This window comes from Aeromonas sp. R5-1 (assembly GCF_040908265.1).
GTDB lineage: Bacteria > Pseudomonadota > Gammaproteobacteria > Enterobacterales > Aeromonadaceae > Aeromonas > Aeromonas caviae.
On sequence record NZ_JBFODJ010000044.1, the window covers coordinates 1 to 15,277 of the forward strand.

Here is a 15,277-nt window from a genome sequence, read left to right on the forward strand (position 1 = left end):
AATCGATTTCTTGGCCCTCGCCAAGGCAGAAACCAACGCCAGGAAACGCATGCGATTCCTGGCGTTAGCACACTTTCAAGAAGGTCATTCCAGAACTGACATTGCCCGCTTTCTCAAAGTCAGCCGCACAAGTGTCAACAAATGGGTGAGCAACTTCTTGCTACACGGCGTGGCGGGGCTGGATAGTGTCCGTCCACCAGGCCGACCCGCCAAGCTCGGCGCCGAACAGCTATCCCAGCTTAGCGAATATATCGACCAACAAAGCCGGCTGGCCATCGGGGGACGACTGCAAGGTACTGATATTCAAACGTATATCGAACGAGAGTTTGGTGTGGCCTATGAACTCTCCAATGTCTACCGCCTCCTCAGAGAGCTGGGGTTTTCCTGGATAACCAGTCGCTCACGACATCCGAAGCAGGATGGGCAGGTGCAGGAAGCTTTTAAAAAACTTCCAGCTGGAAACGATCCTTAACATCCCGGGTCATGTTGCGCTTGCCAATGTCGATGTCTGGTTTCAGGACGAAGCCCGGTTTGGTCAACAAAATACGACTACCCGACTGTGGGCCAGGCGTGGCAGTCGCCCCCGAGCTATTCAGCAACAACAATTCGAGTACGTCTATCTCTTCGGTGCCGTCTGCCCTGCAACCGGGACAACGGAAGCCTTGCTCAGTCCTCTGGTAAACCGGGAGGTGATGAAGCAGCACTTGGCACTGATTGCAGCACGAACAAAGCCGGGTCGTCATGCGGTGGTGATCATGGACGGCGCCGGATGGCATACCATGGAATGTGCGGATGACTTCCCCAATCTCAGCCTGATCAAGCTCCCTCCCTATTCTCCCGAACTCAATCCCATTGAACAGGTATGGAGCTGGCTTCGTCAGCATGTGTTGGCTAATCGCAGCTTCAAGGATTACGACGACATCCTTGATGCCTGCACATCGGCCTGGAAGCACTTTATTGCCGATGTGGAGCGGGTGATGTCACTTTGTAGCCGAGATTGGATAAAACTGACCTAATGTTTAATCCGATTGGTATCAGGCACCCCAGGCGGTGGATCCGGTGCAGCAGGTACGGGCCGCCCAGCTGGCCCAGCGGATCTTAAGCGAGGTGCTGCAAAAATCCTTCGATGAGCACTCGGATCACAACGGCGGCCGTTTTCGCTGCGGCGAGACCGTCGGCACCCCTGCGGTGACCTATCCCCCCTGCACCGCCAGCGCCGACTACGGCCCGGAGGGGGGCGAGACCCGCCCCTATGCCTTCAACGACGTGGACGATTTCGACACCGGGGGTCACTGGGTGGACGCCAACCTGTTTACCCAGACGGATGCCGAGGGCGTCAGCGACCAGGAGTATCGCCACTATCAGATCAGGATCGCCGTCACCCCGGATACCCTGTTTGGCAGCACCGGGCCAGGGGCCGAGTCTATCGGCAAGCGCGTCGCCCTGACAGTGCGTCTGCCGGATGAGAGCGAGCTGGCGTTTGCCCTCTATCGGGGGAACTACTGATGGACCAGCCGCACTCCCGTGATGCCGCGTTCGATGACGCAGCTGTGACCACACCCCGTTACCGCGTCCGATCAGGCTTCGCTCATCGAGCCTGCGCCCAACCTGGGCGGGGGCGGGGCTTCACCCTGGTGGAACTGGTGATGGTGATCCTGCTGCTCGGGGTGATGGCGACCTTCTCCAGCCAGTTTATCGGCATCGGCACCCAGATCTACGGGGATGCCAGCCGCCGCGAGCAACTGATGAGCGATGCTCGCTTCGCCATGGAGCGGCTAAATCGGGAGTTGCGCGATGCGGTGCCCGGCTCGGTGCAAGTGGAGGCTTCTAATAGTGGGGGACAAGGCGCCTGCCTGCGCTTCTGGCCCATTGCCACCGTCAGCCGTTATCTGAGCCTCAATAAACCCGTTGCAGAAGGCCTCGAGCTAACGCTGGTGGCTTCATCCGCCAGTGAACTTCCTACTTATAAAGATTGGGCCGTTGTGTATCCCATCACAGGAGATGGAGGCTTAGAAACGGGATGCGTCTATGGCGACTGTGTGGCGGCTGTGAAGGTGCCGCCACCGAACGCAGTGAACGGGATAGGGACTGTAGTGGTGGATAGGGTATTTGATGGGGAATCTCCCGCCAAACGCATCTATTTTGCCAACCAGCAGGTGCGTTATTGCATTGACGCCCAAGGTGCCTTGATGCGGTACAGTGGATCCGCACCCGTCCTGATGGCAGAACATATTCGGCCCACCGAATCCTATTTCTATCGGGATCCCGCGGCCTTCAGCCCGAGCGAGGTGGGGCTGCGGCTAGTGTTTGAGCAGCGCGGCGAGAGCGTCAGCTTCAACCACAAGCTGGAGGTGCTCAATGTTCCTTAAGCCGCTCCCCACCAGTAGGCGGGCCCAGCGCGGCAGCGCCATCATGATAGCGCTCTTCGTCATCGTCATCATGGCCTTGCTGGCGGCGGCCATGGGCCGCTTTTTGGTGGACAGCGGCGAGAAGAATACGGTCGAGGTGCGTGGCGTGCGGGCCCTGATGGCGGCCCAGAGCGGACTGGAGATAGCGCTCTATCGGCTCTATCCCAATGGCAGTTGGAATGCCAGTGCGAGTGGCGGAAGCGAGCTGCGCTGTGTTGCCACTAACCCCCCTCCTACCCCAATTACCTTCCCCCCGGATCCAGGTCTGATTAACTGCCAGGCACGGTTGTTTTGCACAACTGTGGTCGTAAGTGCGGCCGGAACCACCCAGACCGGCTACCGGCTTCGCAGCGAAGGGCGTTGCGGCGATCAGGATCTGAACAGCCCGAACCCGGATTTTGCTGTTAGCCGAACAGTGGAAGCGGAAGCCTTTGATGGAGACATACCTTGAGACAGAAGCGTGCTGGTGACGGTTCACCCTTGAGTCTTCGGGAGTCTGCGACGGCCCGGGCTTGGGTCCGCGCTATCCTCTGCGGCCTGTTGGGGTTGTTTAGCGGTATGAGTGGCGCCTTTGATGCCATCAATACCAGCACCTATTTCCCGGCCGTGGTGCAGGGGCATCATGGGGTGGAGGCAGCGGCCTGTACTAACGTGCCCAATCCTCAGTTGAGCGAAGTTAATCAGCCAAAAATCAATGGTACCGGCGGCAACAAGCTGGCGTTTTGCTCCATCAGCGCTAACCAAAACAACACCAAGAACTGTGACGATGGCCAAGGGGGTTACAAGGTCTGCGCCGTCACGGGGCGGGATATTGCTGGGCTCAGCCTGACAGGGAACAATGCTTTCCCCACCAATGGCTCCACGACGGATCTCGCCTGTACCAACAACGGCAGCGCGGCGTTGAGCCAGAAGGACTACCGCACTGTCACCAGCAGTGGTTGTCAGCTGACGATGACCGCCCAGCCCGGTTACCAGGTCAAGAGCCTTACCATGAGCAATGGTGGCACCCTGACCCTGGGACCGGGAGATCACTTTTTCGAGACGCTTTCCCTCGATAGCACCACCATCAAGTTGCAGAGTGTGGATCAGGCGTTGACCCGGATCTTCGTCAAGAATACCCCTACCTTGCAAAACAATTTCTCGCTCAATGCGGGGGGCAAGCAGAACCTGATCTGGGTCAGCTACGGCGACTTCGCCATGCAGAGCGGCTCTTTTGTTGGTTACCTCTATGCGGGTGGCAAAGTGACCCTGAGCAACCAAGCGACCCTGACTGGCCGGATCACGTCTAGAGCATTGGAAGTCAGGGATAATAGCGTGATCAACAAGGGAGATGCAGTGCTCCCATCGTCCACCTGCAAAAACATCTTTACCGATCCCCCCTCTGGGGGGGTCATCATGACCCCTCCACCCGGCATACTGGAGCCGCCGCTCGGCGATCTCAGCTGCGAGGAGAAGAAGGGGGTGACCACCTGCACGGGGGCACCGAATAACAGCAACGTCTTTGCGCCTGGCGATCACGACTTCAATCGAGGCAGCTTCGGAAATGACGCTGCGCTGGTTACCACCGGCGTGACGGCACGGCTCTATTTCAACGAACTCACCTTGAACAATGCCCAGCTCAACGTGGGTGGTGCACCGGAAAACCTGCTGATCTATGTCAAGGGTTTGCTCAACGTGGTGGGCCAGGTCCGTATCAATGGCATCCTCTATGTAGCGGGCGACGTCAAGATGACCGGTAATTCGGAGCTGAGGGGGGCAGTTGCCGCCGGCGGCAGCGTCGATCTGGGCGGCAGCAACAACTTCCAGTTTGTACAAGATGCGGTCGACAAAGTCGATTTTGGCGATATCACCTGCGGCGGCGGCTCGGGGGGAAGCCAGCTCGATCACTTCGAACTCTCCCATTCCGGTCAGGCGCTCACCTGCAACCCCGAGACCGTGGTCATCAAGGCCTGCGCCAACGCGGGTTGTTCCCAGCTCGTCACCGAGCAGGTCAGCGCTACCCTGAGCCTCTCTCCCAGCTCTGGCAGCAATGGCTGGGTCGGTGGCAATCAGGTGGTCTTCAGCGGGGGCTCGACCTCGGCCCAGCTGCGTAATAATACGGCCAGTGCCGTGACCATCGGGGTCTCAAGTTCGACCCCCGGCTTCCTCCATGGAACCCTGTGCCGGGCGGGTAGCGGGGCACTGAGCGCCGCCGCCTGTACCTTGAGCTTCGCCGACAGCGGCTTCATCTTTGACGTGCTGGACACCCTGGCCAACAGACCCCAGCAGGTGCAGCTCAAGGCGGTCAGGAAAGACAATGTGACCCAGCAGTGCGTGCCGAGCTTCGCCAACGTGAGCAAAGCCGTCAGCTTCTGGAGCGACTACGTCAGCCCGGCGACCAACACCTTCGGCAGCAGGGTGATGGTCAACGGCAGCGCCATCGCCACCGCGCAGGGGGCGGCCACCCTCAGCAACCTGAGCTTCGATGCCAAAGGGGAGGCGACCCTGACGGTCAGCTACCCGGATGCGGGCCAGATGCGGCTCAACGCCCGCCACGATGGCAGCGGCGACACGGCGGGTCTGGTGATGACGGGCTCGGATCTCTTCGTCAGCCGCCCGGTCGGGCTCTGCATCACCCCTGCCCAAGGGGCCTGCACGGCAGGGGATGTCAGCTGTCCGGTGTTCAAGAAGGCGGGCGATGACTTCCAGCTGAATATCGGCGCCGTGGCCTGGCAGGCCGATAACGACAGCGATTTTTGCAGCGGCAATCTGGCGACCCCCAACTTCACACTGGCCAAGATAGCGCTTGGCAGCCAGCTGGTGGCCCCCAAGCCCGGGGTCGAGGCGGTGGTCAGCAAGCTGAGTTATGACCATGCCATCACGGCCAGCAACAACCTCAATGCCGTCACCCAGTCGCTCAACGAGGTCGGAGTCTTCCAGATGACGGCGACACCGCCGACCTCAGGCTACTTCGGTTCCACCATTCCCGCCGCCACCAGTGTGCCGGTGGGGCGCTTCGTGCCCTGGGATTACAGCTTAAGCGGCGGCTTTATCACACCTGCCTGTAACATCTTTACTTATATGAGCCAGCCCTTCCAAAGTGGTTTTATTATCAAGGCTCGTAACAATCAGGGAGTAACCACGCAGAATTATAAAGAGGGCTTCGCCAAGGGAATTGCACAGATGGTCGCGGCCAATGCCCTCGACGGGGTGGACCGTTCAACACGCTTCTCCATGTCTCCCTCTCTGAGCTGGATCGATGGCGTTGCCACGGTGGATCAGCGGGATAATACCCGATTTGATCGGGGGGCAGCCCCGGAAGAGCCGCTCTCCCTGCTTGATATCGGCCTGCGAATGGATGACAAAGACGGGGGGGAAACGGTACTGACAGGGGCTGATATGAACCCCGGCGTTGCGGGGGGATGTCAAGGGGTTGGTTGTAACGCCATTCGGCTGGGAACTCAGGAGCTGCGTTACGGCCGAGTGCTGGCCAGCACCAGACAAGGGGTCGCCAGCGCCCCTCTGATGCTGCCGTTGCAGGTGCAGTATTTCGAAGGAGCGGCGTGGAAAATCAACCAAGCGGATGTTTGTACACAGCTATCTCTTGCCAAAGGAGGTTTTGTTCCATTGGATCCGACGCACAAGATCAGTCTCAATAATGGTTCTTATGAGGTCACGGGTCAGGTACCAGGAACCATGCCGCCGCAATCTTTCAGTAGCACTTTGACGCTCAGTGGTCTGGCTGCGCCAGCCAGTGTAGCGACGGCAAACAAAGGTGAGATCCTGTTTCATTTCTCTGCGCTAGTACCAGTACCAAATAAAGTTGTTGGCATCCCCTACAAGGTGGAATTGTCGAAACAGCCGTCACGGCCACTCTGGCTGTCGGATCCACTTACTCAGGCGGGGGAGGCCATTTTCGGCTCCACTCGAGGTAACGATCGCATTATTTATCGCCGCGAAGTGATGCCCTGACACCCGGGCTGACACGGGGAGATAGACGCATTGCTGTACAGTGGCGTCTTATCTCCTTGTTTCGTAGTGTTTGTCGGCCTGAGCGGGTGAGTGATGACTCGCATTTTTGTCGCGCCTGATTGATTGGCGACAGTTTGAGCGCTTGCCCATTGGGGTGGGCATTGGTAAAGTTAGCCGGTTTTCTGCACCTCCAAATTCTTAGGATTTCCCGTAGCCATGTTCAAAAAGCTCAGAGGCGTCTTTTCCAACGATCTGTCGATCGACTTGGGAACTGCCAACACCCTGATCTATGTAAAAGATCAAGGGATCGTCCTTAACGAACCCTCAGTTGTCGCCATTCGCCAAGAGCGCGGGAACGCCAAATCGGTCGCTGCTGTCGGTCATGCCGCCAAGCAGATGCTGGGTCGTACCCCGGGTAACATCTCCGCCATTCGCCCGATGAAAGACGGCGTGATCGCCGATTTCTACGTGACCGAGAAGATGCTGCAGCACTTCATCAAACAGGTTCACGACAACAACTATTTCCGCCCCAGCCCGCGCGTGCTGGTGTGCGTACCCTGCGGCTCCACCCAGGTGGAACGTCGCGCCATCAAGGAATCCGCTCTGGGCGCCGGCGCCCGCGAGGTTTACCTGATCGATGAACCCATGGCTGCCGCCATCGGTGCCGGCTTGCCGGTCTCCGAAGCGACCGGTTCCATGGTGGTGGACATCGGTGGCGGTACCACCGAAGTGGCCATCATCTCCCTGAACGGCGTGGTCTACTCCCAGTCCGTCCGTATCGGTGGCGACAAGTTCGACGAAGCCATCATCAGCTACGTCCGTCGCAACTACGGCAGCCTGATCGGGGAAGCCACCGCCGAGCGCATCAAGCACGAGATCGGCTCCGCCTATCCGGGCGAAGAGGTGCGCGAGATCGAAGTGCGCGGTCGCAACCTGGCCGAGGGTGTGCCCCGCAGCTTCACCCTGAACTCCAACGAGATCCTGGAAGCGCTGCAAGAGCCGCTCTCCGGCATCGTCTCCGCCGTCATGGTGGCCCTGGAGCAATCCCCGCCCGAGCTGGCGTCCGACATCTCCGAGCGCGGCATGGTGCTGACCGGTGGTGGTGCCCTGCTCAAGGACATCGACCGTCTGCTGATGGAAGAGACCGGCATCCCGGTCGTCGTGGCTGAAGATCCCCTCACCTGTGTCGCCCGTGGCGGTGGCAAGGCGCTGGAGCTGATCGATATGCACGGTGGCGATCTGTTCCACTACGAATAAGACCCAAAGCCGGCCGAGCGCCGGCTCTTTTTTGACGACTCATGAAACCCATCTTCGGTAGAGGCCCTTCGCTTCAGTTACGGTTGTTTCTCGCCGTCATCATCTCCGTCGCTGCCATCGTCGCGGATTCCCGCTTCGGTGTGTTCAGCCATGTCCGCGTTTATCTGAGCTCCCTGGTGAGCCCGCTGCAATACATCGCCAACGCCCCCGGCACCCTGCTCGACACCATGTCGACCCAGGTGCAGACCCGCGCCGATCTCATCGAGCAGACCAAGCAGCAGGAGCAGCAACTGTTCACCCTGCGCTCGCGCCTGCTCAAGATGGATCAGCTGGAGCACGAGAACCAGCGTCTGCGCGAGCTGCTGGGGTCGCCGGTACACAAGGAGTCCCGCAAGATGGTGGCAGAGCTGCTGTCGGTGGATTCCGACCCCTTCAGCCATCAGGTGCTGATCAACAAGGGGGCGCTGGATGGCGTCTACAACGGCCAGCCGGTGATCAACGATCAGGGGGTGGTCGGTCAGGTGCTCCACGTGGGCTCCACCACCAGTCGCGTCCTGCTCATCACCGACTCCAGCCACGGCATCCCGGTGCGGGTGCTGCGCAACGACTTGCGCGCCATCGCCTCCGGCAGCGGCGAGCTGGACAAGCTGGAGCTGCGCAACCTGCCCCGCAACACCGACGTCCAGGTCGGCGATCTGCTGGTCACCTCGGGCCTGGGCGGCCGCTTCCCGGAAGGTTATCCGGTGGCGACCGTGACCCGCTCCGACTACGTGGAGGGCAAGCCCTTCGCCCAGATCGAGGCCAAGCCCCTGGTGGCGCTGGATCGTCTGCGCTACCTGCTGCTGCTGTGGACCGACAAGAAACCGGAAGTACACGACAAGGATGCCCTTGAGCCTGCGGCGAGCGCCTCGGCGGCCACGGCAACCTCGGCGGCGGGGGCGACGCGCTGATGCTGCAACCCGCCAGCGGCAGGATCTGGATCTGGTGTTCGATTCTGCTGGCCCTGTGCCTCTCCATCCTGCCGCTTCCCTTTCAATTCGAACCCTTCCGTCCGGACTGGCTCGCCATGGTGCTCATCTACTGGGCGCTGGCGCTGCCGCACCGGACCAACGTCGGCACCGCCTGGGTGGCGGGCCTGCTGCTGGACGTGCTGCTCGGCAGCACCCTCGGCGTGCGGGCCATGGCCATGGCCATCACCACCTACCTGGCGGCCTTCCAGTTCCAGAAGATCCGCAACTTCTCCCTCTGGCAGCAGGCGCTGATCATCGGTCTGCTCTCCCTGGTGGGGAAGATCACCGTGTTCTGGGCGGAGCATCTGTTCAGCCGGGCCAGCCTCAACTTCGCCTACTTTTGGTCGACGTTGACGACGATGTTAATATGGCCCTGGATTTTTATGGTCTTGCGCAAGGTGCGGCGTCGCTTCAATATCAAGTGAATGTGAATAAAAACAACGCATTGTAACTGCGCATCGTCTCATTGAGTGAAGTATGAACAAGCACAACGAACTGCAACTCTATCTCGCCTCGGGCTCCCCCCGCCGGCACGAGCTTCTGACCCGCCTGGGCTACCGTTTCGAGGTCCTCAAGCTGGATGTGCCGGAGCTGCGCAACGACGGTGAGAAGCCCCAGGATTACGTCTGCCGGCTGGCCCGCGACAAGGCCATGGCCGGTGTGGCCGCGGCGCCGACGGCGCTGCCTGTGCTGGGGGCCGACACCATAGTGGTGCTGGGGGAGCGGGTGCTGGAGAAACCCTCCGACCTGCTGGACGCCAAAGACATGCTGGAAGCCCTCTCCGGGCGGGTACACCAGGTGATGACGGCGGTGGCCCTGGCCACCCCGGAGCGGTGCGATGTGCGGCTGGTCACCACCAACGTGGCGTTTCGCAAGCTGGACGAGGCCGAGATCGAAGCCTACTGGCGCACCGGCGAGCCGTGCGACAAGGCGGGCGCTTATGCTATCCAGGGCATTGCCGGCAAATTCGTCAGTCGCCTCGAGGGGAGCTACAGTGCCGTGGTCGGCCTGCCCCTGCTGGAGACGGACCTGTTGATCAAGCAGCACCTCGAGCAGACCCGGTAATCCTCTCGTCAGCAGTGCGCTGCTGAGTTACCCGTTGTTCGTCGTGCCAGAATTCAAAACTAGAAAGGCAAGGTAACTTATGTCGGTAGAACTGCTGGTAAACGTCACCCCCTCCGAAACCCGGGTCGCCCTGGTCGAGAACGGTCTGCTGCAGGAAGTGCATGTGGAGCGTCAGGCCAAGCGCGGCATCGTGGGCAACATCTACAAGGGCAAGATCAGCCGCGTGCTGCCCGGCATGCAGGCCGCCTTCGTCGACATCGGCATGGACAAGGCCGCCTTTCTGCACGCCTCCGACATCGTCCCCCATACCGAGTGCGTGGCGATCAAGGAGAAGGAGCAGTTCCAGGCCGGCAACATCGCCGAACTGGTGCGCCAGGGGCAGGACATCATGGTACAGGTGGTCAAAGACCCGCTCGGTACCAAGGGGGCCCGCCTCACCACCGACATCACCCTGCCATCCCGTTATCTGGTCTTCATGCCGGGCAGTGCCCACGTAGGGGTCTCCCAGCGCATCGAATCCGAGGCGGAGCGCGAGCGCCTCAAGCGCACCGTGGCCGGCTATGTGGACGAACTGGGCGGCTACATCATCCGCACCGCCGCCGAAGGGGTGGGGGAGCAGGAGCTGGAGCAGGACGCCGCCTTCTTGAAGCGCCTGTGGCGCAAGATCCTCGAGCGCAAGCAGAAGTATCCCCCCTGCAAGATCCTCTATGAGGATCCCAGCCTGGCGTTTAGGGTGGTGCGTGACTTCGTCGGTGCCGAGCTCGACAAGATCCGGGTCGACTCGCGCCAGAGCTTCGATCAGCTCAAGCGCTTCACCGAGGAGTACGTGCCCGAGCTTGCCAACAAGCTGGAGTACTACACCGGCGAGTCGCCGATCTTCGATCTCTACGACGTGGAGAACGAGATCCAGCGGGCCCTGGAGCGCAAGGTGGAGCTCAAATCCGGCGGCTACCTCATCATCGACCAGACCGAAGCCATGACCACGGTGGACATCAACACCGGGGCCTTCGTCGGCCATCGCAATCTGGAAGAGACCATCTTCAACACCAACGTCGAGGCCACTGCCGCCATCGCCCGTCACCTGCGCCTGCGCAACCTCGGTGGCATCATCATCATCGACTTCATCGACATGCAGTCCGAGGATCACCGTCGCCGTGTGCTGCACAGCCTGGAGCTGGCGCTGGCCAAAGACAGGGCCAAGACCAACGTCAACGGTTTCTCCCAGCTCGGGCTGGTGGAGATGACCCGCAAGCGCACCCGGGAGAGCCTGGAGCACGTGCTCTGCGCCGAGTGCCCCGAGTGCAAGGGGCGCGGCCGGGTCAAGACGGTGGAGTCGGTCTGCTTCGAGATCCTGCGGGAGATCATCCGGGTCAACCGCGCCTACGACGCGGATCAGTTCACCGTCTATGCGGCCCCCTCGGTGGCCGATTACCTGCGGGGGGAGGAGTCCCACAGTCTGGCGGAGCTGGAAGTCTTCATCGGCAAGCAGGTCAGGGTGGTCTCCGAGCCGCTCTGTGGGCAGGAACAGTTCGATGTGGTGATGATGTAATTGGTCTATCGCTGGCTGAGTCGGGGCTGGTTGGCCCTCGGAGTCTTCTTCGTGCTGCTGGCCGTTCTGGTCAGCGTGGTACGACTGGGCGGCCCTTTGCTCAACCAGCACCGGGCGGCCGTGATAGGGACCCTGCTCGGAGAGAGTCAGCTCGAGGTGAGCGTGGATCACGTCGGGCTGGAGTGGACTCCCCGCGGCCCGGCCATCGGGCTGGAAGGACTGGCCATCGCCCCCGATTCGGGGCGTTTCTCCCTGCGCCTTGGCAAGGTGTGGGCCCACCTCGACTTCTGGCGCTCCCTCAACGAACTCAGACCGGTGTTTGGCCAGTTGATCCTGAGCGACGGCAACATCGCGCTGGACATGACCCAGCCCGCCACCCCCGTCAGCGGGAAGAGCGCGAACCAGCAGGAGGCCCTGCTGCGCTTCCTGCTGACCCAGCTCTCCACCTTCGACATTCACGACACTCGCCTGAGCCTCACCACGGCACTGGGGGAGGTGCGCGCCCTCGACATCGCCCAGTTGCGCTGGCAGAACCGCGGCAAGCGGCATCAGGGGGTCGGCAAGGCCTATCTCATCAACGGGGTGGGGGAGAGCACCCTGGACCTCATCATCGATGTGGATGCTCCCGAGGTGCGGCTCGACCGCCTCAAGGGCCAGCTCTATCTGGGGGCCAGCGAGCTGGACATCAGCCCCATGCTGGCCAGGATCCACGCCGGCGCGCCGCCGGTGAGCGGCCAGCTCGACTTCCAGCTCTGGAGCGAGTTCGAGAAGGGCAGGCTCGGCAACTCCCTGCTGGCCTTTGGCAACAACCACCTGATCTGGAAGGACGAGATCAAGGGAGAGCCGCATCGCCTCGACCTGCAGGGGGGCAAGATCCAGCTGCGCCGGGACGGCGAGGCGTGGCAGCTCGCCAGCCACGACGTCATCTTCAAGCTCGATGGCGCCACCTGGCTGCACAGCCGCCTGCAGCTCGAGCGCATCGGCTCGCGCATCCAGGGCTATGTGCCCGCCATCGATCTCGACCAGATTGCCAACCTGAGCCAGCTGGTCTCCGGCCTCTATCCCGAGCTGACCGAGACCCTCAAGCGCACCCGGCCAAGGGGCCAGTTGCAGGAGCTGGTCCTGCAGGCCGACGGGGACTGGCAGGGGCTCTCTTTGCAGGGGCAACTGCGCGGCTTCGGGACCCGGGCCTGGCACGATGTGCCCGGTCTGCAAAAGCTGGACGGCGACTTCTGGCTGACCCCGAACGGGGGGCGTGCCCGCCTGACCCTGGGCAAGGGCAAGGTGGATCCGGCCCGCCACTTCAAGGAACCCATCCCGGTGGACAGCCTGAGTGCGGCCCTCGACTGGTGGCGGGCGCCGCAAGGCTGGGTGCTCTATGGTCAGGACATTGCCCTGGAGAACCCGGATCTGCGCCTCGCCAGCCGGTTTCGCCTCGAGCTGTTCGAGCACCCCTTCCTCGCCCTGACCGGGCGGATCGACGTCAAGAACGCGGCCCATGCGGATCGCTACTACCCCCTGGCGGTGATGGATGAGGGGCTGGTGAGCTACCTGAGCGGCGCCATCAAGGGGGGCAAGGCCAAGGGGGCCGACCTGCTCTGGTACGGCGAATTCCGTGACTTCCCCTACGACAACGGCAAGGGCGTCTTCCAGGTGGCGGTGCCGCTGCAACAGGCCACCTACGAGTTTTTCCCGGGCTGGCAGCCGCTGACCGACCTGCAGATCGATCTGCTGTTCCAGAACGCCAGCCTCGACATGAACAGCCGCGCCACCCAGCTCGGCAAGGCCAGCTCCGACTCGGTGCACGCCTGGATCCCGGACCTCTATCCAGGGGCTCACCTCTACGTGGATGCCAAGGTTGAGGGCGAGGGCAAGGCCATCAGCGACTATTTGCAGGACTCGCCGCTGGGGGGATCCGTCGGTCAGGCGCTGCGGGAGGTGGAGATCCGCGGCCCCATGAAGGGTACGGTGAAGCTTGACATACCGCTGGATGGCGAGGGGGAGGTCAAGGCCAGCGGGGAAGCCAGCTTCAAGGACAACAAGGTGAGGATCGCCTCCCTGGATCTGCCCCTCGACGGGGTCGCAGGGACGCTCGAGTATGACAACGAGCAGACGCGCATTCACAACCTCAAGGCCAGCCTGTGGAACCAGCCGCTGACCCTGGATTATCAGGGGCGGCAACTGCCCCACGGCTATCAGGCCGATCTCAAGTTCCAGGGGCAGTGGGACAGCCGCCGCCAGCGCCGGGACATACCGGCCCTCGAGATGCTCCAGGGGCGCAGCAACTGGTCGGGTACCCTGGGGCTGACCCTGCCCGAGAACAAGGCGTTCAGCTTCCAGCTGGCGCTGGACTCCAACCTGCAGGGCATGGGGCTGGATCTGCCTGTGCCCCTGACCAAGGCGGCGGGTACCCGGCTGCCCCTCAAGGTGACGGCCCGTGGGCGGGATGGCAGCGCCGACATCCGCGCCGTGCTGGGGGCGGACATCGACATGCAGAGCCGCCTGGTGTACGGCGACGGCGTCCCCTACCTCAGCCGGGTGCGGGTCAACATCGGCCAGCCCGGGGCGCGGGTGATGCAGGACAAGCCCATGCTGCTCGCCATCAACCAGCAGCAGGCGGACGTGGCCGGCTGGCTGGCTCGTCTCAAGCAGTGGCTGCCGGCCGGTTCGGCGCCGAGTGACAATGCGGTGGTGGGCCCCTCTTTCTTGCCCCAGGAGTGGTGGGTAGATGGCCAGCTGGCCCGTGCCGACATCGGCAGTGCCAGCCTCAAGGCGGTGCACTTCACCCTGGGGCCGGTGAACCAGGCCACCGAGGTGATGATCGACAGCCCCGACGTGATGGGGGTGGTGCGGGTGCCGGTGGCCGATGGGCGCCCCATCGATGCCAAGTTTGCCCGCATCTACTGGTCCGGCAAGGGGACCGATCTCAGCCCGGATCCCGATGAGCGCCAGGACAGGGCCATCATGAATGCCATTCCCTGGCTCACCTTCAGTTGCGTGGATTGCCGCTTCGGCGAGCTGCCCCTGGGTGAGGTGAAGGGGGAGCTGCTGCCCGGGGCCAACCGGCTGGATCTCAAGGGACTGGAGATGCGCCTGGCGGGCAGCACCCTGCGCGGCAGCGCCGAGTGGCTGGCCCGTGGCAGCCAGATGCAGACCCGTGCCAGGGTGAACCTCGAGACCCGCAACAGCGAGCTGCTGCTCAAGCGGCTCGGCTACACCTCGCCCATCGGGGATGCCCCGGGCAAGCTGGCGCTGGATCTGAACTGGCGTGACGTGCCCTACCGCCTGAGCCTGCCGACTCTGGCGGGCAGCGCCGACTACCAACTGGAGGGAGGCACCCTGCGGGAGGTCAACGACAAGGGGGCCCGACTGCTCTCCCTGCTGAGCCTCGACTCCCTGATGCGCAAGCTGCGCCTCGATTTTCGCGACGTCTTCGACAAGGGCTTCTATTTCGAGTCCATGTCCGCCTCCGCCAAGGTCAATCAGGGGGTGGTGGAGAACAACGACTTCTACATGAAGGGCGCCGCGGGCAACCTGCGGGGCAAGGGCATCGCGGATCTGGTGCGCTGGCGGCTCGACTTTGATCTGAGCTTCTCCCCCAACCTGGGGGGCACCCTGCCGGTGGTGGCGGCCTTCTCCCTGACCCCCATCACCGGGCTCTATGTGCTGGCCCTCTCCAAGCTGCTGGAGCCCGTGGTGGACGTGGTGACCCGCATCGATTTTCGGGTCTCCGGCCCGCTGGACGCCCCCAGGCTGGTGGAGGCGGGGCGGGATCGCGCCCGCATCAAGCTCAACCAGCACCAAAAGGATGCGGTGGATGCGGTGGCGCCCGGCCTGCCCACCAAGGAGGTCACCCCCTTCCTGCTCGATCCCAAGCACCAGGGCTCGGGTCAGCGCTGAGGGCCAGCGCCGGGCTGGGGGACTTTCCCCCGGCCGCCAAACCCCTCATAGTGCGGATATTGCCCGCGAGCCGAGAAGGCCTTCTGTCACCGGTCACCGGCTCGCCCAACAGATGAGTGCGGATATTGCCCTGCGAG

Annotated in this window: 10 protein-coding genes and 1 pseudogene; all 11 read left to right on the forward strand. The window is 62.4% G+C overall.

Annotation, left to right across the window (positions count from 1 at the left end):
* The first annotated feature begins 1 nt into the window (after position 1).
* The 11 genes and pseudogenes from AB5Y64_RS05535 to AB5Y64_RS05585 all read left to right on the forward strand — a co-directional run bounded on the left by AB5Y64_RS05535 (position 2) and on the right by AB5Y64_RS05585 (position 15,140).
* A protein-coding gene (locus AB5Y64_RS05535) for an IS630 family transposase (RefSeq protein WP_279988401.1) occupies positions 2-1,016 on the forward strand; the annotation gives its coding sequence in 2 pieces (ribosomal slippage) (positions 2-448 and positions 450-1,016; 1,014 coding nt in all).
* Between the two features lie 19 nt (positions 1,017-1,035).
* Positions 1,036-1,506, forward strand: a pseudogene (locus AB5Y64_RS05540) (MSHA biogenesis protein MshD); the annotation flags it as partial.
* Positions 1,506-2,369 carry a PilW family protein gene (locus AB5Y64_RS05545; protein ID WP_113978235.1) on the forward strand — a complete coding sequence of 288 codons (864 nt, stop codon included), beginning with the start codon at positions 1,506-1,508 and terminating at the stop codon, positions 2,367-2,369. The pseudogene AB5Y64_RS05540 and the gene AB5Y64_RS05545, both read left to right, overlap by 1 nt.
* A gap of 43 nt (positions 2,370-2,412) precedes the next feature.
* Positions 2,413-2,859: an MSHA biogenesis protein MshP gene (locus AB5Y64_RS05550; protein WP_113978268.1), complete on the forward strand. Its 447-nt coding sequence runs from the start codon at positions 2,413-2,415 to the stop codon at positions 2,857-2,859.
* A 107-nt stretch (positions 2,860-2,966) separates the two neighbouring features.
* Positions 2,967-6,359: a DUF6701 domain-containing protein gene (locus tag AB5Y64_RS05555; protein ID WP_113978236.1), complete on the forward strand. Its 3,393-nt coding sequence runs from the start codon at positions 2,967-2,969 to the stop codon at positions 6,357-6,359.
* A 216-nt stretch (positions 6,360-6,575) separates the two neighbouring features.
* Positions 6,576-7,616: a rod shape-determining protein gene (locus tag AB5Y64_RS05560; protein ID WP_005308111.1), complete on the forward strand. Its 1,041-nt coding sequence runs from the start codon at positions 6,576-6,578 to the stop codon at positions 7,614-7,616.
* Positions 7,617-7,657: 41 nt separating this feature from the next.
* Complete coding sequence (mreC, locus tag AB5Y64_RS05565; RefSeq protein WP_029313545.1) at positions 7,658-8,566, forward strand: rod shape-determining protein MreC; 909 nt, start codon at positions 7,658-7,660, stop codon at positions 8,564-8,566.
* Positions 8,566-9,051 (forward strand): rod shape-determining protein MreD, encoded by a 486-nt coding sequence (gene mreD / locus AB5Y64_RS05570; RefSeq protein ID WP_010672635.1) that lies wholly within the window; start codon positions 8,566-8,568, stop codon positions 9,049-9,051. Before mreC ends, mreD begins: the two co-directional genes overlap by 1 nt.
* 52 nt (positions 9,052-9,103) lie before the next feature.
* Positions 9,104-9,691, forward strand: a complete 588-nt coding sequence (locus AB5Y64_RS05575) for a nucleoside triphosphate pyrophosphatase (protein WP_010672636.1) — start codon at positions 9,104-9,106, stop codon at positions 9,689-9,691.
* 79 nt (positions 9,692-9,770) lie between these two features.
* Positions 9,771-11,240 (forward strand): ribonuclease G, encoded by a 1,470-nt coding sequence (gene rng, locus AB5Y64_RS05580; RefSeq protein WP_010672637.1) that lies wholly within the window; start codon positions 9,771-9,773, stop codon positions 11,238-11,240.
* Positions 11,241-15,140, forward strand: coding sequence for a YhdP family protein (locus tag AB5Y64_RS05585; protein ID WP_368203428.1), 3,900 nt, complete (start codon positions 11,241-11,243; stop codon positions 15,138-15,140).
* Positions 15,141-15,277 lie beyond the last annotated feature (137 nt).

Bases quoted from the DNA above. Each gene is read 5' to 3' on its own strand.
- AB5Y64_RS05545 (WP_113978235.1), top strand. From the start codon at position 1,506: ATGGACCAGCCGCACTCCCGTGATGCCGCGTTCGATGACGCAGCTGTG.
- AB5Y64_RS05550 (WP_113978268.1), top strand. From the start codon at position 2,413: ATGATAGCGCTCTTCGTCATCGTCATCATGGCCTTGCTGGCGGCGGCC.
- AB5Y64_RS05555 (WP_113978236.1), top strand. From the start codon at position 2,967: ATGAGTGGCGCCTTTGATGCCATCAATACCAGCACCTATTTCCCGGCC.
- AB5Y64_RS05560 (WP_005308111.1), top strand. From the start codon at position 6,576: ATGTTCAAAAAGCTCAGAGGCGTCTTTTCCAACGATCTGTCGATCGAC.
- mreC (WP_029313545.1), top strand. From the start codon at position 7,658: ATGAAACCCATCTTCGGTAGAGGCCCTTCGCTTCAGTTACGGTTGTTT.
- mreD (WP_010672635.1), top strand. From the start codon at position 8,566: ATGCTGCAACCCGCCAGCGGCAGGATCTGGATCTGGTGTTCGATTCTG.
- AB5Y64_RS05575 (WP_010672636.1), top strand. From the start codon at position 9,104: ATGAACAAGCACAACGAACTGCAACTCTATCTCGCCTCGGGCTCCCCC.
- rng (WP_010672637.1), top strand. From the start codon at position 9,771: ATGTCGGTAGAACTGCTGGTAAACGTCACCCCCTCCGAAACCCGGGTC.